Origin of the sequence: Paraliomyxa miuraensis, from assembly GCF_026337845.1 — a bacterium.
In the GTDB taxonomy this organism is placed as follows: Bacteria; Myxococcota_A; Polyangia; order Nannocystales; family Nannocystaceae; genus Paraliomyxa; species Paraliomyxa miuraensis.
This window is the reverse complement of record NZ_JAOVZF010000161.1, coordinates 191033-215244: the sequence shown is the minus strand read 5'-3', so window position 1 is coordinate 215244 and position 24212 is coordinate 191033. Positions and strand designations below refer to the sequence as shown.

Here is a 24212-nt window from a genome sequence, read left to right as displayed (position 1 = left end):
GCGGAGGCGAGCACGAGGCTCCCGTGGATCGCGAGATTGCGCAGTGTCCCACCTGGGCGCCACGTTCGCGCGCCGAGATCACACCAGCCACCAGCTCGTCACGCGGCCCTGCGCGTCGAGCCGGATCACGCGACCGAGGTCGTCGATCACGAGCAGCTCGTCGCTCGATAGCGCGTGGAGGTGGGCGTCATGGCTACCGCGCAGCTCGAGGATCGGCGTGGCGGGCGGGACCATCGAGGCGTAGTCGAGGCGATGGAGCACCAGGCCCTCGTTGCGGGCCTCGATGTAGTCGACGTGGGTGGCGCGTGCGTGCAGGGCGTGGACGCGAGACAGCCGTGCCTCGACGATCGTGCCGCTGGGTCCCGAGGCGACGACGCGCCGCATGGGGTCCTTGGGACCGAGAGAGAGCTCGGCGACCATGGGACCGCTGGGGGCGAGCGAGCACCGGGGCGGGTCGCTTGCGAGGGCGAGCGCGCGGGTGGTCATGGGGATCTCCACATCGCGACGTTGGCGGAGCACCGGACCGTTGGTGGTCAGCTCGTAGGTCCAGATCTCGAAGAGCATCGCGCCCGGGGCGGCGTGGTGCGTCACCAGGCCCATGTGGGAGGACGAGCGCTCCAGGGCCACGATGGTCGTGCCGCTCGGGAGCGACACGCGCCACAGCGCGTCGAGGCCCGGGGCCTGGGTGTCGACGAGGATGACCGCCATGCCCTGGTGATCGGCGACGAACCACGCGGCGCCGTCGTAGCTGCTCGCGGGATGGAGGATGCGAGCGTCGCACCACACCTCGGCGCGACCCGAGCAGAGCTCGATGCGCCGCAGCGTCCACGTCTCGCCGCGCTGGATCAGCCCCAGCGCGCGGGTGCCGTTGTCGGCGAGCACCAGGCGCGATGCGGGGTGCTCGTAGGCTCGCAGGGTTCGGCCGCGGGCATCGCACAACCGCATGCCCGCGTCGCCCAGCGCCAGCAGCAGGCGACCGTTGGGCAGGAGCACCGCGTCGTGCACGGGGGTCAGGCCGCGCTCGTGCGCCTCGAAGATCGGCGTGCGCGGGGTGGGAGTCGGGGGCTTGGGGGTCGCACGGGCTCGCGTCGCGTCGACGTGGAGCAGGCGATCGCCGAGCTGCTCGAGCAGACGCATCGGTGACCTGGACTGGTCGGTGACGCTGGCATCGAGCATCAGGCGACGGGCGAGCGTGCGCCCGAGCTCGGTCCACACCGGGGTGGCCGCGCGGTGGTCGAGCCATGCATCGCCCAGCGCCTGCCGCAGCGGCAGGGCCTCGGGGGCATCGTCGTCGAGCAGCTCGCCCACGGCGGTGCTCACCTCGGAGGTCGCGATGGGATCGTCGGGCCACGTCGCGAGCTTGCGCGGGAGCAGGCGGCACGCGACCGGGCCACCGAAGGCGATCGCGAGGTCGATCCACGCCCGCGCCAGGCTACGCGCCGACTCTACCGGCCACACCGCGTCGACGGCCGCCGCGTAGTCACCCGCGCTGGCGAGGCGATCGGCCCACGACAGGCGCAGGCGATCGGCGAGCGCGGGGTGATTGCGCTGGAGTCGCTCGATCGCATCGGCGAAGGCTCCGGTGCGGCGCGCCACCAGGATCGCCTTGGCGGGCTCGCCGGCGAGGAACCACAGGCGGATCACCAACCCCGGCGTCATGCCGCGGCCCTCGGCCATGCGCGCGGCCAGGTCATAGCGCTCGTGACGCTCGAGCATGGCCACGCCCTCGGCATCGTCGCCGAGCAGCTCGAACAACACGTAGGCGGCCTCCTCGATGCGATCTTGCGCCTCGAGCTCGCGCGCGGCCTGGCGGTAGAGCGTCTTGAAGCGCTCGTAGAGATCGTCGCCCAGGGTCATCGAGGTCTTGGCCCCCGGCGAGCGCTCGGCCCGGAGCTCGAGCTGGGCCCGCGGCGTGGGTACCGACAGCTTGGGGGGAGCGGGTGCGCCGGGCAGCGACGAGAATGGGATCGCCCGGCGCAGCGCCTCGTCCCAGTCCTTGCCCTCGAACATCTGCATGGTTTGCTCGAGGTACATCGCCTGTCGACGACCGATCACCTGGGCGAGCTGGCTATTCGCGACCAGCTTGGACATCCACTTGCGCAGCCAGCCCGGGCGCGGCGGGTCGGCGGGCGATGCGGTGGAGGAGCTCTCGCCGTGCGTGCGCCCCGTGCCGCCGATGATGGGCCCGGCCTGGGGGAGGGCCGAGGCCGGCTTGCCCACCAGCGCGGACCACCAGCCCTCCAGCGCGCCCAGCAAGCCTCCGCGAGGGGTGCCCCTCGCTCGTGTCGCCTGCTCGGGGTCGGCCAGGGCCGCGAGGATCTCGTCGCGCTGCGGGTCGGGTGGAGGCAGGCGCTCACCGAGCAGCGAGCGGACGCTCGCGTCGACCATCGTGCCCGCGGCGAGGGTGGGGGCGGCTGCACGAGGGCGCTCGCCGAGCGGCTCCACCTCGAGCACGCAGAAGTTCGAGAGCTCGAGCCACGGCGCCACGTCTACGGGCGGCGCGCTCTGCAGCGGCAGCGCCTCGAGCCGACCGCCGTGGACGCGCACCAGGCTGCCGGGCGGCGCATCGACCCGCGCGTGCTCGTCGGGGCGAAGCGGCGCCGCGAGCCAGCGACCGTCGTGCTCGATCACCGGGGTGCCCGGGCAACAATCGGCGTCGAGCCAGCGTGGCGTCGTGAACAGCAGCAGATAGCCGCCGCCCACGTCGAGCACCGCCCGCGTGCCGTGGAGGTGCTCGAGCACGCGAGCCCGGGCCTGCCGCTCACCGAGCAGGGTACGGTCGAGCCACAGGCCGCCGGCCTGGATCCGCCCCCGGTGGAGCAGCACGCGGGGCAGCAGTGCGCTCATGGCTCGTCCTCCGTGATGCCCTGCGGGGAGATCCGCCGCAGCATCTGGCGACGGAAGGGATCGTAGATCCCCAGCTCCCCGTGCTCGGTCCGCCACACGATCTTGTCGCACGCGGGCTCGTAGCGGATCTGCTGGATCCGCGACGAGGTGGTGAACAGCAGGTGGTCGCCGCTGCTGCGCTGCTGGGTGCACACGCCGCGCCAGTCGGGGCTCACGTAGAGGGCCACCGGGGTGGTCGAAGGTGCACCCGTGGGGATCGCACGCAAGCCGAACGCTCGACCGGGCGGCAGCACGAGATCCTGGGTGGTTTGACCGTTGGCATCGAAGTCATGGACGCGCAGCGCATTGCCGTGGGGGACGGCGAAGCGCAGCGCTCGGTGCTTGCGGATCGGCATGGGGCTGATCACGCACTGCGCTCGCTCCTCGGCGGCCAGCACGTGGTCGTTGCCGAACAGCCGGGGTGAGCTCAGCATGCGCTGCTGGCTGTCGGAGAGCCAGGCCACCGTGTCGGCGTCGAGCCGCCACAGCGATCGGCACCCGCGGTCGCGCACGTCGAGGGTGCGGCGGATGATCCGATGGCTCGAGTCCTGGAGCTCGATCCGCAGCTCCCATAGCTGGTCGTGCGCGTCGAGGATCCAGGCATCGAACACCAGCGCGGTCGCGGTGACGACGAACATGGTGAGCAGCTCCAGTCCTCTGCTGGGGCGCTGGAACGTGACGGGCAGCAGCAGGCCCGTGTGCTGCTCGGTCGAGATCGACGACGGCGGTCCCTCGCCCAGGGCCAGGCCGCTGCCGCGCAGCACCACCTCGCCCTCGTCGGAGACCGCCACCGCGATCGGTCGCTTGCCCTTGATGTCGACGGCCAGCAGCACGAGGTCGTGGTCGGCCATGATGAGCTTGGTGCGCCCCGGCTGCTCCCGGGTGGTGTTGGGCACGTGCAGGGCGCCCGCGCTTCCATCGCGATGGGGCAGCACCCAGCGGCGGCCGTCGCACGAGAGCTGCCCGAGCCGATCGGTGCACGGCGGGGCATCGTGGCCGCGGTCGGGGCGAGGCACCGGCGGAGGGGGGGCCAGCGGCGAGCGAAGGATCCGCACGCCCGCGTCGGGGGGCGGCAGGGGCAGGATGATCGCCCGGCTGCCGCGCTGGCGATGGTGCGCGCGCAGGCGCAGCGCGGGCGCACCATCGTGGGTGACCTCTTCGATCTCCAGCAGTCCCGCCCCCGTCCGCTGCGCCAGCGGCAGCAGGTCGGCGGCGCCCACCAGCCAGACATCGGGCGCGGCCAGCTCGGCCAGGCGAGCCTCCCACGCCGACGCACGGGTCACGGTGGGCTGCCAGGTGCCGTGGGCCATCCACTCGGTGATCGCGGGCGGCGTCAGCTCGCGCGGCGGCTCCTCGGGATCCTGCAGCACTCCGAAGCGAAAGCTCGCGCCACCATCCTGGGCTCGCTGCCGCAGCACCACCAGGAGCGCCAGGTGGAGCAGCCGCGGAGCGCCGAGCTGGCGCGGTCCGGCGTCGAGCAGCGCAACGCTGGCGCTCGCGGCCTGGGGCTCGTGGAATGCAGGCGCGATGAACACGTGCTCGCCAGCGGTGGCGCGTCGCAGGAACTCCTCGGGCGCCTCGAGTGCCACCGCCCACTCGCTCAGCAGCAGCCGCTCATAGGAACCGCGGCGATGCAGCCCCGCGTAGCCATCGGGCTCGCCCTCGCTGGCCGAGCGCGGCACCGCCAGCGGCCCCAACAGACTGCGCAGCGGGTGGAGCCAGCGGCCCAGACCGTCGTGGACCACCGGGTCGAGCATCGTCAGCGGCTCGGTCCACGGCCGCAGCGCGCGGGGCAGCTCGATCGCCGTCATGCGCGCGCCTCCATCCGCTTACGCAGGTGCTCGCGCAGCAGCGGGCGAGCCTCGGCCAGCGAGATCACGTGCTGGGTGCTCGGCAACAGCACCAGCGGAGGACGGGCCCGCGGCGCGTGGGCCCGCAGCGCACGCAGCAGCACCGCGCCCGGCAGCGGCGGGCACACCCCCGTGGGCAGCAGCAAGGCAGGCTCGTCCGGCAGCCGCCCCAGGTGGATCGCCTCCTCGAGCCATGGCAGCGCATCGGTGGGCCCCAGCACCACGGCCACCTCGGGCAGAGCACCCTTGGGTGAGGCCACTCCGGTCAAGCGGGCGAGCTCCTCGTCGTCATCGAGCAGCAGACGCGCCAGCAGGCGACGCACCGCGGGTCCGAGCGCGGCCACGCCGTCGATCCGCAGCTCGCCCACGACCGGGCGGCGCTGCAGCCCGGGGATCGCCAGCTTCAAGGTGCGGTCTCCTCGAGCTTGGCCACCAGCCGAGCGCGAACCGCCGTGAGCGACTCGGGTCGATCCTCGGGGGGAAAGCCGGCGTCGAGCTCCCGCGCCACCCCCTCGAGCCGCAGCCGCCAGCGCCGTCGCGCGGTGGGATCATCGGACAGCTCCATCCCCAGCAGCTCTTCGGCCGTGCGCTCGAGCCGTTGGGCCCGCGCCAAGGGCCCCAGCGAGGCGTTCTCGGCCGCCGAGCCTAGCGTGACGTTGCGGCTGGTCTCCAGCGTTGCCCGCAGCAGGTCACGAGCGCGGTCCTGGTCGGCCGGCTCGGGGATCGCGAACACCACCGGCCACAGGTCGCGCCCGTCGGCCCTGGTGCGCCCGTCGAGCACGGCCGCCGCGGCCACCAGCCGCTGGAGCTTGACCACGCGACGGTCGCTCAGCTCGATGCCCGCGCCTCGCAGCACCCGGACCGCCTCGGCCAGGTGCGGTCGGATCGTCGCCACCTCGGCCCGGGTCGCGGCCTCGCTCAGCGCATCGAGCGAGGCCAGCGCGTCGTCATCGGAAGTCGACTCACCGCCGCGCGCCTGGCTGGCGAGCGTCCAGCCGGCGTCGAGCAGCGTCTCGAGGTACGGGTCGCCGACCGGCTCGAGGAACAGGTGCAGCAAGAAGCGGTCGGAGAACGCCGCCAATTGAGGCTCCTTGGGCAGGCCGTTGGACGCCCCCACGCACACCCGCAACGGACACGCGATCGTGGTGTGCCCGCGGCGGAACACCCGCTCGTTGAGCAGGCCCAGGAGCGTGTTGAGGATCGCGGTCGAGCCCAGGAACACCTCGTCGAGGAACGCGATGTCGGCCTCGGGCAGCATCCCGCTGGTGCGCGTCTCCACCACGCCCTCGCGCAGCCGCTGCAGATCGACGGGGCCGAAGATCTCCGCCGGCTCGGTGAACCGCCCCACCAGATACTCGAAGTAGCGCCCCCCGAGCCCCGTGGCCACGCGGCGCACCGCCTCGCTCTTGGCCGTGCCGGGCGGCCCCACCAGCAACACGTGCTCGCGCGCCACCGCGGCCAGCACCACCAACTGCACCGCCACCTCGCGCTGCACCAGCCCCGTGCATGCCCGCTCGATGACCCCCCGCAGCCGCTCGGCCGCCGCTTCGACCTCGATCGTCACCCGCGCTTGCATACGGGTGCAGGGCACGCTTTTCAAGCCGGCCGGTTTCGGCGTCACCGGGCGGCGCTGCGGGGCCCTAGTCCCAGCGGAGCTCGTCGATCGACCCCGCGGCGCCATAGCGCCCGTGCTCGTCCACGCTCACCTTGGCGGCCGCCACCGCGGCGTCGTGCGTGAAGAACATCCAGCCGTCCTCGGCGTGGATCCGGTCGAGCAGCGCCTGCTTCTCTTCGATGAGCAGCTCGGGGTGGCGATCGTAGCCCATCGTGATCGGCAGGTGCACCCACGGTACCCCAGGCACCAGGTCGCCCATGAAGGTGATGGGCCCGCGTGGGGTCTCGACCCGCGTGAGCAGCAGGCCGGGGGTGTGCCCGTGCGACAGCGAGAACGAGTAGCCCTGGCCGAGCGTGCTCGAGCTCGTGCCCTCCACGATCTCCAGCCGCCCCGTGCCCTCGAGCAGATCCTGCAGCTCGGGTATGAACGACGCTCGGTCGCGCGCGTGGGGAGCCTTGGCGCGCGCCCACGCCTGCGCTCCCACCACGTAGCGCGCCCGGGGAAACGCCAGCGCCGGCGCGGCCCCCTCTTGCCATGGCTGCAGCAGGCCCCCCGCGTGGTCGAAGTGCAGGTGCGACAGCACGATCACGTCGACGTCGGTCGGTTGGATCCCGAGCGCACCGAGCTGGGCCAGCAGCACGTGCTCGGCCTCCTGCACCCCGTAGCGCTCCCGTAGCTTGGGCGGGAAGAAGCTGCCGATGCCGGTCTCGAGCAACACCACGCGGCCGTCGTCCTCGCGCACCAGCAGGGCCCGGCATGCCAGTGCGATGCGATTGTGCTCGTCGGGCGGGCACCAGCGCTGCCACAGCGCGCGCGGGCAATTGCCGAACATCGCGCCCCCGTCGAGGCGCTGCGAGTTCCCCAGGACCGAGCGAAGCTCCACGGCCCGAGGAGATAGCATCGCCGCTGCCCCGGCACCACGACCACCGCCGGGCGCCCCTCGGCCGCCCCGAGCGCCCCGGACGGCGCCCGGGGCTGAAACCGAGGTACCAGCCCCCGGGTCGAACCGCGGATTTGCCGTACCATCTCGACATGACGACAAGGTTGCGGCAGCGGCTGCTCACGGTGTTCACCGTCATCGGGATCGTGACCACCGTGCTGGCGCTGCTGGTGGGAGCCGCGATCACCTGCACCTGTGCCTCCCGCGAAGAGGTTCCGCGCCGCACCGTCCTCGAGCTCCACCTCGATCGACCGCTCGGCACCCCTGGATCGAGCAATCCGCTCGACTCGGTCCTCGGTGGTCCGAGCACTTCCTGGGTCGAGGTCGTCGAGGCGCTCGAGCGCGCGTCCACCGACGATCGGGTGCTAGGAGTCGTCGCCTACCTCGACGGCACCTCCCACGGCATGGCGCAGGTCGAGGAGCTGCGCGACGCCATCATCGCCTTCCGCGCCTCGGGCAAGCCCGCGGTCGCGTTCTCCGAGACCCTCGGCGAGATGGGCCCCGGCAACCAGGGCTACTACCTGGCCACCGCCTTCGACGAGATCTGGCTGCAGCCCACGGGCGCAGTGGGGCTGACGGGGCTGCGCAGCGAGCAGATGTTCATGCGCGGCACCTTCGACAAGCTCGACATCGAGGTTCAGGGCGACCGCCGGGCCCAGTACAAGACCGCCTACGATCGCCAGGTGGAGCGCCACATGAGCGAGGCCTCCCGCGAGCAGACCGAGGCGCTGCTCGGCGACATGCGCGACCGCATGGTGGAGGCCATCGCTCCGCGCCTGCGCGACGATGCCGACCGCGCGCGCACCGTGATGGAGCAGGGCCCCTACCTCGCGTCCGAGGCCCTCGAGCTCGGGCTCGTCGACGGCTTGGCCTATCGCGACGAGGTGCTCGCCAAGCTCGAGCAGAAGGTGGGCGGCGACGCCGAGCGCCTCTACCCCAAGCCCTACCTCGAGCGGGCCGGGGGCGCGTGGGACGAGGGCACCGCGATCGCCGTGATCCACGGCAGCGGGCCGATCTCCCGCGGGCCCAGCAGCTTCGACCCCCTCGACAGCTCGCCCACCATGGGCGCCGAGACGGTCGTGGCCGCGTTCGGGGCCGCCATCGAGGATCCCGAGGTCGAGGCGATCGTGTTCCGGGTCGACAGCCCTGGAGGCTCGGCCGTGGCCTCCGACGCGATCTGGCGGGCCACCGCCCGGGCCCGCGACGCGGGCAAGCCGGTGGTGGTCAGCATGGGCAACTACGCCGCCTCGGGCGGCTACTACGTGTCGGCCGGCGCCAACAAGATCGTCGCCCACCCCTCCACCATCACCGGCTCGATCGGCGTGGTCGCGATCAAGATGGTGACCCGCGGGCTGTGGAACAAGCTCGGCATCACCTGGGACACGGCGCAGACCTCGGGCAACGCCGCGTTCTGGAGCGACATCGACGGCTACGACACCAAGGGCTGGGCCGACCTGCAGCTGTGGCTCGACCGGATCTACACCGACTTCAAGCAGCGCGTGGTCGACGGTCGGGGGCTGACGCCCGAGCAGGTCGAGGCCGTGGCCAAGGGCCGCGTGTGGACGGGTACGCGAGCCAAGGAGCTGGGGCTGGTCGACGAGCTCGGCGGTCTGTCCACCGCGATCGCGCTGGCCAAGCAAGAGGCCGGGCTGTCGGCCGACGCAGCGATCGAGCTGCGCATGTTCCCGGCCAGCAAGAGCATGGTCACCCGCCTGCTCGAGGGCTCGCCCGACAACAGCGACGACATCAGCGCGCGGGCCCAGCTCGAGACCGGCCTCGAGCGCTGGCGCGGCCTGGCGGCGGCCGTGCGGGCGGCCGAGCTCGCCAGCGGCGAAGGCGGGGTGGTGATGGCTCCGCCGCTGGTGGTCGAGTAGGCGGCTACTCTTCTTCCTCTTCTTCCTCTTCGTCGTCGGTGTCGGTCGGCTGGCCGTCGGGCTGGTGATCGTCTCCGCCGAGCTCGTCACCGGCCTCCTCCCCGGCCTCCTCGCCGATGGTGGCCGGCTCGAGCCTGGGCGGCCCGATCACGTGGGCCGGCTTCGACCCACCGGGGATCACCGGCAGCCGCTGGGTCACCTGGTCGTCGATGGAGATGTCGCTGAGCCGAATGAGTCCCGAGCCCTCGAGCTCGCGCCGCTCGAGCCCCGCGTCGCGGAAGTAGAGCGCATACTGGGCCGTGTTGGAGTGCACCCGCAGCCACGCGTCGAGGCTGGGCTGGAACCGCGGGTCGGCCACCTGGCCCAGCCCCTCGAGGATGCCGGTGTAGTCGTCGGGCGCCGAGATCCGCTGCTGATAGATCGGGAGCAGCTCGGGCACTCGCTCGGCCGAGTGCTTCATCATCAGCCGCCACTGGTGGGCCGACAGCTCCACGCAGCCCTCGGCGTGATCCTCGGCCAGCCGGGCCAGCGCCGCGAAGTCGCCCACGCTCATCAGCGTGCGCATGTGCGGCTCGATCAGCTCGAACACCTCGGGACGGATCGCCACCAGCTCGGACACCGGCTCGGCCCACAGCCAGTCGTCGCTCTCCTCGGTGAACACCACGCCCACCAGGTCGCAGTCGACCGGCAGCGCATCGGTGAGCTCGGCCAGCCCGAACGAGATCGGCCGCCACTGCTCCTGTCGCTGCTCGTCGCGCAGGAAGTCGACGAACTCCGCGAGCTCGTCGGGGCTCACCGCCATGCGGGCGATCCGCCGACCGTGGTCGACCTCCTGGAAGTAGTCCTCGAGCGCCGCGAACAGGATCCGCCACTCGCCGCTGAGCAGCTCGACCTCGAGATCGTGCTCGCTCAGCAGGTGGCGGAGCTGATCCAGGTCCCCGTCGCGAAGCTGCTGGAGGATCTGGGTCTCGATCTCCCGATAGACCTCGGAGGGGATCTGATATGCGCGGCAGCGCACGGTCCGAAGGCTAACCGAAAGCCCGCGGGCCTACTAGGCCGGGCGCCTAGCCGCCCTGGCGCGGGTGGAATCGCAGCACCAGGAGCGCAGCGCCCGCGGGCAGCGGGTAGAGCTTGGCCAGCTCCTCGCGGAAGGCGTCCGCGATGCAGGTCGCGGCCGCGCCCGCCGGATCGCCTTCGAGCGAGGTCACGGTGCCCCCTTCGGCGATCGACAGCCGCAGCGCCACGGTGGCCGTATGGGCCAGCGCGCCCTTCTCTGCGCATGCGAGGCTGATGCGATGGGTGATGCTCGGGGCCGCCCCGCTGCTCATCAGCGCGTCGGCGAGCGCGGGCGGGTCGCTGCCGAGGTCGGCCCCTCCGAGCACGCTCTTGTCGGGTGGCACCTGCCACGAGTGCGTGAGCTCGGGGTCTGCCTTGCGTGGCATCGCCCGCTGCGGCGGACCGCTGGAGGCATCACCGTCGAAGCAGCCGGTCGATGCGAGCACGAGCCCGCCAATCGTCAGAACCGCGGAGAGCTTGGCCGGAAGGATCTTGGACGTTCGCACGATCGCCTCGGAGGGTAGCTTGGTTGACGCTCGCGCTCGCAGCCGGCAGGCCGCGGGGCGCCAGCTGCTCGCTCGCAGCCGGCAGGCCGCGGGGCGCCAGCTGGCTGCTCGCTCGCAGCCAGCTGGTCGCGGGGCGAGCAGAGTAGAGCGTACCGTCCTGCCTCCCAAATGCCCCCCTTGGGGGGCAAGCTGGCTGCTCTCTCGCAGCCGGCAGGCCGCGGGGGGCATGTAAAGCAAGAACCCGACCCCGTGGATGCAGTGCACCGCGGGGCCGGGCTCGAGCTCGAGTTTTTGTTGCAGCCTAGGGCTTGCCCGCGATGTCTTGGCAGGTCACGTTGCCTGCGCCATCGGGGGTGCACTCATAGATCTTGCGGAGTGCACCGAACAGGAAGCCGTCGTTGCGAGCGACGTAGAGCTTGCCGTTGTCGTGGGCGACGATCTCGCCGTACGAGCAGGCGATGAGCGGCAGCGCCACGAGGGCGCACAGTAGAGCAGCCGTCTTGCGCATGGTTCCTCTCCTTCTTCTTCGTTGGAGATGGAAACCCGGCGCTACGGACGGCCAGCGGCGGCGACGCAGGTCATGTTGCCAGCGCCGTCGGGGGTGCACTCGTACATCTTGCGCAGGGCGCCGAACAGGAAGCCGTCGTTGCGGGCGATGTAGATCTTGCCGTTGGAGTGCGCAGCCATGCCGCCGTACGAGCAGGCGATGGCCGGAAGGGCAACCAGGACACACAGAAGAGCAGCGGTCTTTCGCATTTCGTTCCTCGCGAAGTAGTGGTGGTGTTGCCCCGAGACGGATTGCGCCTCGGCGGCAGGCGCTCCCTTATGCCAAAAGGCGGGAATCCCGGTCAAATCGGTCGGCGATTCCGGCTCCAGGATCGAGTCGAATTCTCTGCCCCGGGACCGTGCGCGACCTCATTCGGTCGTGAGCCACGTTCTGGGCCACCCCCGGCCTCAGGGGCCGCACAAGCGTTCAGAACGAGGGTCTGCCGGTTTCGCGACACCGCGGCGAGGCCGTGATGACGGACGGATCACTGTGCGGACGCCGTTTGAGGTTTACTCTCGTCCGCGCGCACGTGTCTCCGCGGCGCCGACACCCCGGTGCGCCGATTCGAGCGCCCCGCCCCAGCGGCCCCCGGGCCCCGCCCGGATCGGCCCGTCTTCACGACTCTCCCAGCGAGACGACGCGATGATCCAGCTCAGCCCCGACCCCGCGATCGCCGAGCAGCAGATCGAGGCGGTCATCTTCTACCTCACGACCTGCGGCTACATCGATTCCGAATTCGACCTGCGCGAGAAGGCGTTCGTTCGCTCCTTCCTCCGCCGGCTGGTCACGGCACGAGTCGACGCCCAGGGGGCGCTCGAGCCCGAGGTGCGCTTCGAGCAGATCGAGCACCAGCACGAGCACTACGTCGAGCGCTTCCAGCAGATCGACTACGACGTGCGCTCGCTGTTCACCGAGGCGGTCGCCGAGGGCGAGGATCCCCAGGGCTTCGTGCTCTCGCAGCTCAAGCTGCGCTGCTACGAGATGTTCCGCGAGCTGTCCCCCGAGAACCGAGGGGCGCTGCTCGAGACCGTCGACGAGTTCATCAACGCCGATGGCGTGGTGCACCCGGCCGAGGTGCAGTTTCGCAACGACCTCGCCGCTCTGCTGGGAGCCGAGGTCGTCGGTGACGACGTGGAGATCATCGAGATCGCCAGGCTCGAGGTGAGCCGGCCCACCGAGCTGCCCTCGAGGCAGGTCGATCATCCGTTCTTCTCCGGCTTCGAGCACCACTACTCCGCCGACCCCGAGCAGATCCGCAAGCAGATCGAGGCCGACATTCGCCAGCTCGAGCAGGTCGAGGCGCGCTGGGAAGACCAGCGCAAGCTCGGCCGGGGTCGCCTTCGCGGCAAGCAGGCCATCGACGACTTCACCGAGCCCGGCGAGTTCCTCGATGGTCACGTCCACGTGGTCAGCCGGCCCCGGGACTTCGAGCTGACCGTGCTCGGAGATCTGCACGGCTGCTACAGCTGCCTCAAGGCCGCCGTGATGCAGAGCGACTTCATGAACAAGGTGCGGGCCTACCGGGCCGACCCCGACAAGCACCCCGAGCCGCGCCTGGTGCTGCTGGGCGACTACATCGACCGGGGGCGGTTCTCGTTCAACGGCGTGCTGCGGGCCGTGCTCAAGCTCTATCTCACGGTGCCCGAGCACGTGTTCGTGCTGCGCGGCAACCACGAGTACTACATCGAGTACCAGGGCCGCATCTACGGCGGGGTCAAGCCGGCCGACACCATCAACAGCCTCTCGACCGTGCTGCCCACCGAGGTGTTCGAGCGCTACCTCGCGTTCTTCGAGAGGATGCCCAACAGCCTGCTCTACGACGATCTCATGTTCGTGCACGGCGGCATCCCTCGCGACTCGCTGCTGCGCGAGCGCTGGAAGGATCTGTCGTCGCTCAACGATCCCGACATTCGCTTCCAGATGCTGTGGAGCGACCCGAGCCGCGCCGACGTGATCCCCGACGACCTGCAGAGCAGCAGCGCCCGCTTTCCATTCGGCCGCCAGCAGTTCCGCCGCTTCATGTCCAAGCTCGGGTGCGTGCTGATGGTGCGCGGCCACGAGAAGGTCAACGCCGGGTTCAAGGACATGTATCCGCGCGACGACATCCGGCTGCTCACGTTGTTCTCGGCCGGCGGCGTCGAGAACGACGACGTCCCCGAGGACAGCAACTATCGCGACGTACGGCCGATGGCGCTGACCATCGCTCGCAAGGACGGCGAGACCACGGTGACGCCGTGGGCCATCGACTACCGCAGCTACCAGCGGCCCGAGCTCAACCGCTTCTTCGCCTCGGATCCGTCCTTGGCGAGTAGTTAGTTTGGCCCCCCGCAGGCAACGGTAGGCAAGCAATCAGCGAGGTGCCCCCCAAGGGGGGCTCGTCGGGTGGCTCGTTGGTTTGGGGTGGTTCGTTGGGGTGGTTCGTTGGTTGGGTGCGCGGGACGAGGTGGTTCGGTGCGCCGTGGATGTGAGCGGCCCCACGGGCGTCAAGGCGCGTTTGCTTGCCCGGGAACGTGGTCCCGCGGATGATCCCGGGGCCTCGCGGCGCGACGCGGGGGGCAGGGCCGGAAACGACGATGCGAGTACTGGTCACGGGCGCGGGCGGACAGGTGGGTCTCGATCTCATCGCGGAGCTGTGCGCCGGGGGGCACGAGGCCCATGGCAGCGACGTGGTCGCGCGTCCGGGCGCCGGTGTGCTCGACCCCGCCGTGCCCTGGCATGGGCTCGACGTGACCGATCCCGAGCGCGTCGACGGGCTGGTGGGCGAGATCCGGCCCGACCGCATCTATCACCTCGCCGCCATCCTCAGCGCGCGGGGTGAGATCAACCCCCAGCGGACCTACCTCGTCAATCAGCAGGGCACGTGGAACGTGCTCGAGGCCTGTCGGACCCACGGGGTCGAGCAGCTGATCTTCACCAGCACCATCGCCGCCTACGGCCCGGGACTGCCGCCCACCGTGCCCGAGGACGTGCCGCTGCACCCCACCACCATGTATGGGGTCACCAAGGTCGCGGGTGAGCTGCTGGGCGAGTACTACCACCACCGCTACGGGCTGGACTTCCGTGGCGTCAGATTCCCCGGCCTCATCAGTGCCTCGCTGCCCGGCGGTGGTACCAGCGACTACGCCCTGTTCATGTACGTCGATGGCGTGCGCCACGGCGCCTATCAGGCGTTTTGTCGGGCCGACACGCGCATCCCCTTGATGTACATGCCCGACGGAATCCGAGCCCTGGTCGAGCTCCCCGAGGCGCCGCGCTCCAGGCTGCGCCGCTGCATCTACAACGTGGCGGCCTTCAGCCCCTCGGCCCAGCAGATCGCCGACAGCGTGGCGAGGGCCATCCCGGGGGTTCGCATCGGGTTCGAGCCCGACCCGCGACGCCAGGCCATCCTCGACTCGTGGCCCGACGCGCTCGACGACGCGGCCGCTCGCGCCGACTGGGGTTGGCAGTGTCGCTTCGATCTCGATGCGATGACCGACGACCTGGTGCCGCGCGTGCGCGAACTGCTCGAGCGCGACCCCGACCAGCTGGGGAACGCGCCCCACTGACGAGGGTATCGTCCGCCCCCCTCACGCGGGGCATGGCGTCGGGTATCATGGCACCGTGGCTTGGACTCGAAATCCGCTCGTGATCACGCTCGTCCTCGGACTGACGGCTTGCCCGGGGGACGACCCCGAAGGCCAGGACACCGGGGGAACCGACACTTCGGGGACCACCGGTCCCGACACCAACCCGACCACCGACCCCGATGACACGGGGGGCTGCGTGCTCGGTCAGAGCGGCTGCGCCTGCCTCGAGGGCCAGTGCATCGGAGGCATCTACTGCGTCGATGACATGTGCGTGCTCGGTCCGCAGGTCGAGGTGGATCAGGGCCCTTCCGTGGTCGGTGGCGTGGTGGTGCGGATCGAAGGCCAGGTCGAGGCCGACTCGTTCACCTGGGAGCAGGTCTCGGGGCCGACGGTGGAGATCCTCGGCAGCGAGACGCTCAACATCGCCGTCGTCGTGCCGCCCGACGCCAACGGGGGCGACGAGATCGTCCTGCGGCTGTCGGCCACGCGCAACGGCGTGATGCTGTCGGACGAGACCACGATCGGAGTGCGTGGGGCCAACTTCGAGAACGCCCTGCCCGACATCGCCGATCCCCTCCAGCTCGGAACCCCCGAGGGCATCGACTTCGGGGGCATGGGCATGTTCGTGGTCAACAGCGAGGGCTTCGTGTCCCGCTTCGACGACGACGGCGCGTTCATCGAGAGCTACGACGTCGCGGGCATCCCCGGCGGCGGGCGCTTCAGCGTCGAGGACCTGATCATCGCCAACCGCGAGGGGACCGGTCGCGTGCAGCGGCTCAACGAGGTCAGCGGCAACCTCACCACCCTGTTCAACACCATCGAGGGCGGCGGGCCGCTCGGGGCCGTCGACAGCACGCTGCCCGACGTCGACGGCAACATCTACGTGAGCACCAACCTCGACCAGACGGTGCTGCGCTACGACGCCGAGGCCGGGGTGGCCATCGTCTTCCTCGAGCACGCCAGCGTCGTCAACCCCAACGCGCTGGCCTTCGGGCCCGAGGGCAACAACGTCTACGTTGGCGCCCAGGGGCACGTGTGGCGCGTCCCGCTCACCGACATGGGGGTGGCGGGCGAGCCGGTGGACTACGTGGTGCTCGATCCCACCGACGAGGTCGACGGACTGGTGTTCGACGAGGGCAACAACCTCTGGATCGGCTGCACCAACAACTCCACCCTCTACATCGCGCACTACTCGGTCGGAGGACCGGCAGAGATCTCACGCACCTTCAGCAACGTGGGCGGAGGCGTCTCGGGCTTCTCCAACCTCGAGTTCGGCCGCGGTGACGTCAACAACGGCGAGTTCGGCCGCGACGTCCTCTACTACACCAATCCGCTGGACGGCACCGTGGGGCGCCTGCGGGTGGGGCTGCGCAAGCTCGACTCTCCGCTCGACTAGTCCCCTGTGCCCGAAGTTCCTTTCGGAACTTCGGGCAGGGGACTAGGCTCTACGTCCGTATGGCGGGGCTTCGCAGCCCCGCCCCCGGGCCGGCGGAGCCGTCCCGGGGCCCCCTCCCCGCGGTCGGGCTTCGCCCTCCGTGCCGCGAGCCCCGTCACGGCAGTCACCCCCGGAGAAATCGAGAATGTTCAGTCAGGCCAAGGAACACTATGCCGCCATCCTCGGTGAGATTCGAGATGCGGGCCTCTACAAGGACGAGCGCATCATCACCTCGGCGCAGGGAGCTGCCATCGAGGTGGCCGGGCCCGAGGGTGGTCAGGAGGTGCTCAACTTCTGCGCCAACAATTACCTGGGGCTCTCGAGCGACCCTCGTGTGATCGCGGCCGCCCACGCGGCCCTCGACGAGCGCGGCTACGGGCTGTCGAGCGTGCGCTTCATCTGTGGCACCCAGGATCGCCACAAGGAGCTCGAGGCCAAGGTCAGCGAGTTCCTCGGCACCGACGACACCATCCTCTACAGCTCGTGCTTCGATGCCAACGGCGGGCTGTTCGAGACCCTGCTGGGGCCCGAGGACGCGATCATCTCCGATGCCCTGAACCACGCCTCGATCATCGACGGCATCCGGCTGTGCAAGGCGCAGCGACACCGCTATCAGCACGACGACCTCGACGATCTCGAGCGCCTGCTGAAGGACACGCAGGGCGCACGCCTGCGGATGATCGCCACCGACGGCGTGTTCAGCATGGACGGCGACATCGCCCGGCTGGGGCCGATCTGCGACCTCGCCGAGAAGTACGGCGCCATGGTCATGGTCGACGACAGCCACGCCACCGGCTTCGTGGGCAAGACCGGACGCGGAACCCACGAGCACTGCGGGGTGATGGAGCGGGTCGACGTGATCACCTCCACCCTCGGCAAGGCGCTCGGCGGCGCCTCGGGCGGCTTCACCTCGGGGCGCAAGGAGATCATCGAGGTCCTGCGCAACCGCTCGCGGCCCTACCTGTTCAGCAACACCCTTGCGCCTCCGATCGTGGCGGGCAGCCTGGCCGTGCTGGGCATGCTCACCAAGACCACCGAGCTACGCGATCGCCTGGAGCGAAACACCACCCGCTTCCGCGAAGGCATGACGGCCGCTGGGTTCGGGATCCGTCCCGGCGTGCACCCCATCGTGCCCATCATGCTCGGGGAGGCGCGCCTGGCGGTGGAGTTCGCCGGCAAGCTGCTCGCCGAGGGCATCTACGTGATCGGCTTCAGCTATCCGGTGGTGCCCCAGGGGCAGGCCCGCATTCGGGTGCAGCTATCGGCCGGTCACTCCGACGCCGACATCGACCGGGCGCTCGAGGCGTTCGCCAAGATCGGGCGCGAGCTCGGCGTCGTTGGCGGCTGAGCCACGGTCGCGTGGGCATCCAGACGTGGGCCAGACGCAGACGTGAAGAGGGGAGCGAGACCGGGTCCGGTCGCGCTCCCCTCTGCTCGTCAGGCTGGGTCATCGATGGCCACGTAGGCCAGGGCCACCACGAAGGCGCAGCACATCAGGGCAATGGTGATGGTGATGGGGGACAGCATGAGCATGGTGGTGGACGTTCCGTCGCGGCCGTTAGTCACTCCCAGTTCTGCACGGCCTAGGCCAAGTTGCACCCACGTGATTCCATGGATTTGGCGTCGGGGGATCCGCTTCGGTGTCGCGGGATCCAACACCGGGGGCGTTGCGAAGTGCTACCGGGGGATGCCCCGACGTGGAGGGACCCCGGGGATCCCCGGGGTCTAGAGAGGATCGACCCGGCGGGCCGGCTCAAGGGGGGGCTCTATCAGCGATATACGCGTCCCGTGTTCTGCAGCAGCGTCTCGAAGCGCTGCAGCTCGGCGATGATCTGCGCAAGCCGGCGATCCATGGGGCCGCCCGGTCCCCGCAGGTGCTTGCGGTCGAACGACCAGCCCTCGCGGATCATCGCGTTGCGGATCGGCTCGCCGCTCAGGCCCTGGTCTGCGAGCACGGCGGCGTCGCCCTCGGGCAGGCGGTCCACCGTCTGGAGCCACTCGCCGAGCTGGCGGCTCACCGTCATCAGCATGTTGTCGAACGCATCGAGATCCTCCGCGCTCGCGGTGTCGAGGTCGCCGATGAGCAGCTCGCGGATCTGCCGGACCGGAGCCTCGAGGCTGATCCGGAGCAGCCGTGTGTCTCGCACCAGCCTCGCCACTGCGGGAGAGAGGTGGTCGGTCTGCAGCGGGACCTCCTCGCGGCTCTCGATCAGGTAGCGCTGGTTCTCTCGCCCCGTGCGGAGCATGCGGTAGATCCCGTAGGTCGCCCAGCCGGCGACGATGAGAAAGAGGTAGCCCACGCGCGAGCGAGGAGGATATCAAAACCAAAGAAGAGGGCCGGGGATGCGATGCATCGCCCGGCCCTGCCCTCGGTTGGCTTCGAGGAGCCGAACCTAGCCAAACAGCGGCACGTACTGCTCCTCGATGGGGAACATCGCGGAGAGCTCGGACTGGTCGAGGCCGGACAGGCGACGGATGGCCTGGCACACGTTGCCGGGGCGCAGCCGCGGAGCATCCGGGGTGTCGTTGACCGTGAGGTTGTCGAGGTTCATGCCCTTGAGGTTGTGGCGATCGGTGGTCTCACCGATGACGCGGTTGCCCGGCACGCCAGCGCCGATGAACATCATGCTGCTCACGGACCAGTGGTCCTTGCCGTTGCCGTCGTTGTAGCCCGGGGTGCGGCCGAAGTCGGAGCCCACGGCAATGAACACGCGGTCGGCCACGCCCTGCGCCTCGGCCTCGGTCAGCGCCACGTCGATGCCCTCGAGCAAGCGGGTCAGCGCGTTGGTCTGGCCGTCGTCGTTGTTGCCGTGGGTGTCGAAGCCACCGGTGCTCAGGTTGGCCGAGACGCACACGCCAGCGCGGAACGCCGCGATGGCCAGCTGGGCCTGCTCACCGATCGGGTTGTCCGAGAAGGTCTCGGGCAGGTACTCCTGCAGCTTGCGCAGCTCGTTGCTGCCCGCGCGCGAGGTGAACAGGGTCGACATGGCCTGCCGGATGCGGGGCAGGTTCTGGCGCTCGAGCAGCGCGACCTCGCGGTCCTTCTGGGCGCGCACGAGGTACTCCGACGCCACCGCGCTGTGGAACTCCGAGTTCTCGTCGTCGGGGTTCATGCGCGAGGGGTAGGCGAGCCGCTGGAGCACGTTGATGTTGCCCGAGCGGGTACGGGCCACGATGCCGGCCGTCTCCGAGTAGGCGCCGAAGCTCAGGAAGGCCAGCGGCATCTCCGGGCCGTAGGCGCCGGCCATGAACGCGGCCATCGAGGGGTAGCCCTCGGACAGGCGACCCGACCACGTGTGGCGGTTGCCCTGGTCGTGGCCGTTGGTCTGCATGTCGATGTTGTTCACGACGAGCAGACGATCGTAGTACTTCTGGAAGAACGTCTCGTTGTACCCCATCGGCGCGTAGCGGATGTTGCCCGCCTCGCCGATGTCGTCCTTGAGGTAGTTGTTCATCCGCTCGGGGTCGTCTTCGTAGGCGGCACCCTTGGGGTCGCAGAGGCTGGTCACGTCCCAGCCGCCGCCAGCGTTGACGAACAGGTACAGGTTGCCCCCGTAGGCCTCGGTGGTGCGGGGCTCGTCCTTGATGCCGTACTCGCCGTACACGACGGGCGAGACGACCGAGATACCGGCAGCGGAGGCGAGCTTGAGAAAATCACGGCGATCCATGGTTTCGATCTCCTCTTCGTTTTCGTTGAGTCCGTTGCGGTCTACTCGTGGAGGAAGCTGTAGTCCGTCAGGAGGTAGGCGGTGACGGCCATCCAGGCCCGAATGGTGTAGGTCTCGTCGCTGGTGATCTGGCGCCCGTCGGGCAGCGGCTCACCGGTCCAGTAGTCGACGGTCGCCTGGCACTGGCCGGGCAGGCCGCCCCCGTAGCCACCCTCCTCCGGGGGCAGGGTGAGCTTCTCCTGGCCGTCCTTCCAGACGTCGAGGTAGAGCTGGTAGGTGCGGTCGATCTCGGGATCGTTGAGGTCGACGAACTCGCCGAGCAGGCGCTGGTGCAGGTACTGGATGTTGGCGCGGATGGCCGAAGCGGCGCCCGCGACCTCGAAGCCGTTCTCGTCCTCGGGCTCGAAGCCCACCTCGACGAACGGGAACATCATGCGCTCGGCCGGGTCCTTGGCGAAGTCGGCCGCCACCGTCCAGCAGGCCATCTCGTTGGCCATGCGGGCCGCCACGTTGGCCATGATGCCGTTGGGCTCGGTGATGCGGGTGGTGACGTCGTCGGAGTCGATGCCGCCGTAGAAGATGAGGTACTCGTTCTCGGACAGCAGGTAGTTGGTGCCACCGTTGCGCCAGGGCTGACCGGTGATCGCCTCGATCTTGCGGTGCAGCTGCTCGGGGGTGAGCAGGCGGCCGGTGCCGACCTCGGCCAGCTCGGCCTCACGCTCGGGGCTGAGCGAGTCGGCGGCGTTGTAGGCCCGGTAGTACGGCGACTTGATGATCTCCTTGATCACCGACTTGAGGTTGTAGTTGTCCTCGACGAACTTGTCGGCGATGCCCTGGAAGACCTGGGTCTGCACGTCGTAGGCGCGGATGGCCTGCAGGTAGTGCTCGTCCTGGACGTCGGAGGGCTCGCGCAGCGGATCCTGACCCGACAGGCCCTTGAAGAGGATGTGGATCGGAGCGATGGCGAAGCGGCCATCGGCGACCAACTGCTGGGCCAGCCACTGCTCGGCGCGGGGCTTCTCGCCGACCGGCAGGGTCTCGGAGCCGAAGCCGGCCTGCCGCATGTCGGTGTACCAGGTCTCGGGCGGGTTGTAGCGCCCCATCTCGTCCCAGTTCTGCATGAGGCCCGACATGGGGTCGAGGGCCTCGTGGCACAGGCTGCACTCCTGGGCATTCATGGTGGGGTTGTCGGGCAGCTCGGCGATGTCGTTGAGCGGCCGCTCGCCCAGGCGCAGCACGTCGGTCGCCAGGAAGAACTGGTAGACCATGCGGGCGCGGTGCCGGTTGCGGTTGGTCGGCGTGGTGGGGAACCGATTCATGAAGATCGGGTTCGTCAGCACGCCCGCGTGCGGGACACCGGGCAGCTTGGCCGGCTGGAACTCGTTGTAGTCGTCGGGGTTGTTGAAGGCGGGGTTGACCCCGAACGCCTTGGCCGAGAACGGGTTCACCATCGTGTAGTCGGCGGTGAGGATCTCTGTGAAGGGCAGGTCGTTGCGCACCACGTGGGCGACGAGCTCGAGCGACTGCCGCGAGATGCCCTTGTTGGTGAACTCCTCGTTGCGGAGGAACTCCTCGCTGGGGGCGCCTGCCTCGGCCGAGCCGTCGTCGTACCAGAACAGGTTGGGGTAGATCGGGTTGTCGTTGTTGTCGGTGAGACCGGCGAGCAGGTCGATGGCGTTGGTGCCCGGGTAGTAGCGGTCGGTGAGGAAGTGGTCGTTGTAGATCTCGACGATGCGGTCGTAGAAGACCTCGTCGGTCATCATCTGGTCGAGCACCACGTCGAGGGCCTCGAAGCCGCCGTCGCGGACCTGCTGCTCCTCCTCGATGGTGGGCAGGCGGCCGACGAGGGCCAGGCTGGCCTTGCGCAGGGTGGCCACCTCGTCGAGCAGCTCGACGCCGTCGAAGAACTGCTCGGCCGGATCGCCCTCGTCGCACACCACCGGGTTGTCGAGACGGGAGATCATCTCGGTGAACACGGCGTACTGCTCGCTGTCGTCGTCGAACTGCTTGGCGCCGCCGTGGTCGACGCGAGCGGTGGGCTTGGCGATGACCCAGGGCACGCCGTCATACTCGAGGCGCGACATCTGGGTGAAGACCTCGAGGTTCTGCTCGACGTAGTCGGGCCCCCACTCGGAGGTACGCAGGATGAAGCTCGTGTCCTTGGCGGCACCGGTGGGGTTGTGGCAACCCACGCAGCCGCTCTCCTGGCTCGTGCCCACGAGGAACCGCGAGACGTTCTCGCGGAAGAACGTCTCGTTGGAGACGCAGTCCCCATTGGCGTCGTCGTTGCCACAGCCCGGAATCGCCAACAGCCCCAATCCCGCGGCCATCGTGGCGAGCCCCAGCGTCTTCTTGTTCTTGCGCGCGTACATCATCCAAACGCTCCGGAGTTTGATGAGCCCCAACCTTCGTCTCGGCTCGAGAAAGACCTTTGATGGCGAGCGCCCATGCGCTCGGCTCTGCTCGCGTGGCCCATGCCCCTGCCACGCTGCGAGCAGGCACATCCTACGCAGAAGCGATGCCGCGGATCAATGTAGGTGTTGGTACGCAATTGCGGTCTAGAGGGTGCTAACGGGGTCTCCGGGGGCTTCTGGCGACAGGGGGCAGATGGCCCCTGGGGCTTTGCGAACCCACGGCCAATCAACCACGAGCCTGGGTGCTGTGAGCCACTGTCCATTGGCTTCCACGCCGGATCAGCCCCTGCGGGCACGAATTCGGCGGGCGCGATCCAGCGATCGCAGGCGATGGGGGATCGCGTCCCGTCGGGCTGAGGACCGAGGCCCCCAGCCATCGCTACGGGAATTTCAAGCGCGAGGTCACGAAGGGAAAATTCGCGACCCCGTGCTTTTTCTTGGAACGAGGGCCGGACGCTCGCGATCGAACACCGCGGGCCGACATCGCCTCGCGACGCTGGCCCTCGTGACCGGCTCGAGATCGCGTCCGTTGCCGGACTCCCGACGGGGATCTCAGGTGGTGGAGCCTCCGGTGGACGAACCACCGGACGAGCCGCCGCTGGTCGAGCCGCCGCTGGTCGAGCCGCCATCGCTGCTGCCCCCATCGCTGCTGTCTCCGGGAGGCGGAGGCTCGTCGGGGACGCAGGCGGTGCCGTCCTGATTGCAGCTCTCGTTGGTGTCGCAGCCCCCACAGCCGCCGCCGCAGCCATCGGGGCCGCAGACCTTGCCGTCGCACTGGGGCATGCACACGCATTCGAAGCCGACGCCCTCGAAGCCGTCTTGGCACTCGCAGGTGCCGGTGGAGCCCTGGGCCACGCAGGTGCCCAGGCCCGAGCAGGTCTCGTCGAAGCAGGGGCCCGTTTCGAACCTGAAGAATCCGAGATGGTGAGCGAGCTCGGCACGACCGGCGACCACGCCCACGAGCACCGGGGTCTGCAGCTTGCCCGACAGGTGCGGCTCGGTGTCGAAGGTGAGCGTGCTGCCGGTGGTGCGGATGAGCGAGGTGAAGCGTCCGTCGGAGCAGTCGCCCGCGAGCGAGCCCGAGGTCACGTTCAGGGTTCGAAAGCCACACTCGCCGGAGCCCATGCCGTTGAGCGGACGATCGTAGGCCTGATCGACGTCGTAGATGGTCATCACCAGCGCGAGCTCGGGGGTGTCGGAGACCTGGAGCTGGAAGTGGACCGCGTCGTGCTGCAGCGGGCCTGGATCATCGGGGCCAACGCCGAACATCGGCTCGAGCGCCACGACGGTGGGGGTGGTGCCTTCCTGGGGTCGCACCGTGGTCGCTCGGGAGAGCTCGTTGATGTAGGCGGTGGTTCCGGGAGCGATGATCTCGAGTGAGTCCTGCTGGAAGGCCACCTGCGTGTCCTCGCCGCGATCGCCTCCGAAGGCGAGCGTGCCCGGCTGACGCAGCACCAGGCCGTGCGGCTCGATGGAGATGGTGGCGCTCTGCTGCGAGTAGCCGGGAGGCGAGAGGTCGTAGTCGTCGAGGCGGCGCAGCTCGATCTCCGTCTCGGCCGTGAGCGCCCCGGCGGGGATCGTGAGGGTGACGCTGCCGCCGACGACCTCGCCACCGTCGGGGCCGATGAGCGCGCTGCCAAACAGCTCGCCGAGCTCGTCGGGCTCCTCCTTGCAGGCACCGAGCGACATGCAAGCGGTCAGGGCGAGGACGCCGCCAGGGAAGCCAGAGCGCATTGCCGCAATCTACACCGTTGGACTGGCCCCATTCGATCCTGATCGACTCCGGGTGGACCATGGGTGCGCAACCGATCACACAGTGACCGCCGACGTCCTGGACACATGTCGAGTTCGCGCC

Annotated in this window: 18 protein-coding genes; 5 read left to right on the top strand and 13 right to left on the bottom strand. The window is 69.6% G+C overall.

Going from position 1 to position 24212, the window contains the following annotated elements; translation table 11 throughout:
• Positions 1-78: 78 nt before the first annotated feature.
• From OEB96_RS36320 to OEB96_RS36300, 5 genes are all read right to left on the bottom strand, one after another.
• Positions 79-2847, bottom strand: a complete 2769-nt coding sequence (locus OEB96_RS36320; protein ID WP_266221467.1) for a bpX6 domain-containing protein — start codon at positions 2845-2847, stop codon at positions 79-81.
• Positions 2844-4697 carry a hypothetical protein gene (locus OEB96_RS36315; RefSeq protein WP_266221466.1) on the bottom strand — a complete coding sequence of 618 codons (1854 nt, stop codon included), beginning with the start codon at positions 4695-4697 and terminating at the stop codon, positions 2844-2846. The genes OEB96_RS36320 and OEB96_RS36315 overlap by 4 nt, the downstream gene beginning before the upstream one ends.
• Positions 4694-5143: a bpX5 domain-containing protein gene (locus OEB96_RS36310; protein ID WP_266221465.1), complete on the bottom strand. Its 450-nt coding sequence runs from the start codon at positions 5141-5143 to the stop codon at positions 4694-4696. The genes OEB96_RS36315 and OEB96_RS36310 overlap by 4 nt, the downstream gene beginning before the upstream one ends.
• Entirely contained in the window at positions 5140-6300 is a 1161-nt protein-coding gene (locus OEB96_RS36305) for an AAA family ATPase (protein ID WP_266221464.1), read from the bottom strand. The genes OEB96_RS36310 and OEB96_RS36305 overlap by 4 nt, the downstream gene beginning before the upstream one ends.
• Before the next feature lie 76 nt (positions 6301-6376).
• Positions 6377-7234, bottom strand: a complete 858-nt coding sequence (locus OEB96_RS36300) for an MBL fold metallo-hydrolase (protein WP_266221463.1) — start codon at positions 7232-7234, stop codon at positions 6377-6379.
• 149 nt (positions 7235-7383) lie between these two features.
• On the opposite strand from OEB96_RS36300, the gene sppA reads away from it, so the two are divergent.
• On the top strand, positions 7384-9165 hold the full coding sequence (gene sppA / locus OEB96_RS36295; protein ID WP_266221462.1) for a signal peptide peptidase SppA: 1782 nt from the start codon (positions 7384-7386) through the stop codon (positions 9163-9165).
• A gap of 4 nt (positions 9166-9169) precedes the next feature.
• Here sppA and OEB96_RS36290 read toward each other — a convergent pair whose 3' ends face one another.
• The 4 genes from OEB96_RS36290 to OEB96_RS36275 all read right to left on the bottom strand — a co-directional run bounded on the left by OEB96_RS36290 (position 9170) and on the right by OEB96_RS36275 (position 11414).
• Positions 9170-10183 (bottom strand): hypothetical protein, encoded by a 1014-nt coding sequence (locus OEB96_RS36290; RefSeq protein WP_266221461.1) that lies wholly within the window; start codon positions 10181-10183, stop codon positions 9170-9172.
• Positions 10184-10229: 46 nt separating this feature from the next.
• Positions 10230-10727 (bottom strand): hypothetical protein, encoded by a 498-nt coding sequence (locus OEB96_RS36285; protein ID WP_266221460.1) that lies wholly within the window; start codon positions 10725-10727, stop codon positions 10230-10232.
• Positions 10728-11028: 301 nt separating this feature from the next.
• A complete protein-coding gene (locus OEB96_RS36280; RefSeq protein WP_266221459.1) occupies positions 11029-11235 on the bottom strand; it encodes a hypothetical protein in 207 nt (68 codons plus the stop codon).
• A gap of 41 nt (positions 11236-11276) precedes the next feature.
• On the bottom strand, positions 11277-11414 hold the full coding sequence (locus OEB96_RS36275; RefSeq protein WP_266221458.1) for a hypothetical protein: 138 nt from the start codon (positions 11412-11414) through the stop codon (positions 11277-11279).
• 502 nt (positions 11415-11916) lie between these two features.
• On the opposite strand from OEB96_RS36275, the gene OEB96_RS36270 reads away from it, so the two are divergent.
• From OEB96_RS36270 to kbl, 4 genes are all read left to right on the top strand, one after another.
• Positions 11917-13590 (top strand): metallophosphoesterase family protein, encoded by a 1674-nt coding sequence (locus tag OEB96_RS36270; protein WP_266221457.1) that lies wholly within the window; start codon positions 11917-11919, stop codon positions 13588-13590.
• 257 nt (positions 13591-13847) lie between these two features.
• Positions 13848-14819 (top strand): NAD-dependent epimerase/dehydratase family protein, encoded by a 972-nt coding sequence (locus tag OEB96_RS36265; RefSeq protein WP_266221456.1) that lies wholly within the window; start codon positions 13848-13850, stop codon positions 14817-14819.
• Positions 14820-14874: 55 nt separating this feature from the next.
• Positions 14875-16236 (top strand): SMP-30/gluconolactonase/LRE family protein, encoded by a 1362-nt coding sequence (locus tag OEB96_RS36260; RefSeq protein ID WP_266221455.1) that lies wholly within the window; start codon positions 14875-14877, stop codon positions 16234-16236.
• A gap of 184 nt (positions 16237-16420) precedes the next feature.
• Entirely contained in the window at positions 16421-17623 is a 1203-nt protein-coding gene (kbl, locus tag OEB96_RS36255; RefSeq protein WP_266221454.1) for a glycine C-acetyltransferase, read from the top strand.
• Between the two features lie 421 nt (positions 17624-18044).
• Here kbl and OEB96_RS36250 read toward each other — a convergent pair whose 3' ends face one another.
• The 4 genes from OEB96_RS36250 to OEB96_RS36235 form a co-directional block, all read right to left on the bottom strand.
• Positions 18045-18575: a hypothetical protein gene (locus OEB96_RS36250; RefSeq protein ID WP_266221453.1), complete on the bottom strand. Its 531-nt coding sequence runs from the start codon at positions 18573-18575 to the stop codon at positions 18045-18047.
• Positions 18576-18668: 93 nt separating this feature from the next.
• Positions 18669-19943, bottom strand: a complete 1275-nt coding sequence (locus tag OEB96_RS36245) for a DUF1501 domain-containing protein (protein ID WP_266221452.1) — start codon at positions 19941-19943, stop codon at positions 18669-18671.
• 41 nt (positions 19944-19984) lie between these two features.
• Positions 19985-22318: a DUF1588 domain-containing protein gene (locus OEB96_RS36240; protein ID WP_266221451.1), complete on the bottom strand. Its 2334-nt coding sequence runs from the start codon at positions 22316-22318 to the stop codon at positions 19985-19987.
• A gap of 591 nt (positions 22319-22909) precedes the next feature.
• Positions 22910-24091 (bottom strand): hypothetical protein, encoded by a 1182-nt coding sequence (locus OEB96_RS36235; RefSeq protein WP_266221450.1) that lies wholly within the window; start codon positions 24089-24091, stop codon positions 22910-22912.
• Positions 24092-24212: the final 121 nt, after the last annotated feature.

Coding starts and splice junctions, on each gene's coding strand:
- OEB96_RS36275 (WP_266221458.1), bottom strand. CDS start 11,414: ATGGCTGCGCACTCCAACGGCAAGATCTACATCGCCCGCAACGACGGC.
- OEB96_RS36315 (WP_266221466.1), bottom strand. CDS start 4,697: ATGACGGCGATCGAGCTGCCCCGCGCGCTGCGGCCGTGGACCGAGCCG.
- kbl (WP_266221454.1), top strand. CDS start 16,421: ATGTTCAGTCAGGCCAAGGAACACTATGCCGCCATCCTCGGTGAGATT.
- OEB96_RS36245 (WP_266221452.1), bottom strand. CDS start 19,943: ATGGATCGCCGTGATTTTCTCAAGCTCGCCTCCGCTGCCGGTATCTCG.
- OEB96_RS36235 (WP_266221450.1), bottom strand. CDS start 24,091: ATGCGCTCTGGCTTCCCTGGCGGCGTCCTCGCCCTGACCGCTTGCATG.
- OEB96_RS36320 (WP_266221467.1), bottom strand. CDS start 2,847: ATGAGCGCACTGCTGCCCCGCGTGCTGCTCCACCGGGGGCGGATCCAG.
- OEB96_RS36270 (WP_266221457.1), top strand. CDS start 11,917: ATGATCCAGCTCAGCCCCGACCCCGCGATCGCCGAGCAGCAGATCGAG.
- OEB96_RS36240 (WP_266221451.1), bottom strand. CDS start 22,318: ATGATGTACGCGCGCAAGAACAAGAAGACGCTGGGGCTCGCCACGATG.
- sppA (WP_266221462.1), top strand. CDS start 7,384: ATGACGACAAGGTTGCGGCAGCGGCTGCTCACGGTGTTCACCGTCATC.
- OEB96_RS36280 (WP_266221459.1), bottom strand. CDS start 11,235: ATGCGCAAGACGGCTGCTCTACTGTGCGCCCTCGTGGCGCTGCCGCTC.
- OEB96_RS36265 (WP_266221456.1), top strand. CDS start 13,848: ATGCGAGTACTGGTCACGGGCGCGGGCGGACAGGTGGGTCTCGATCTC.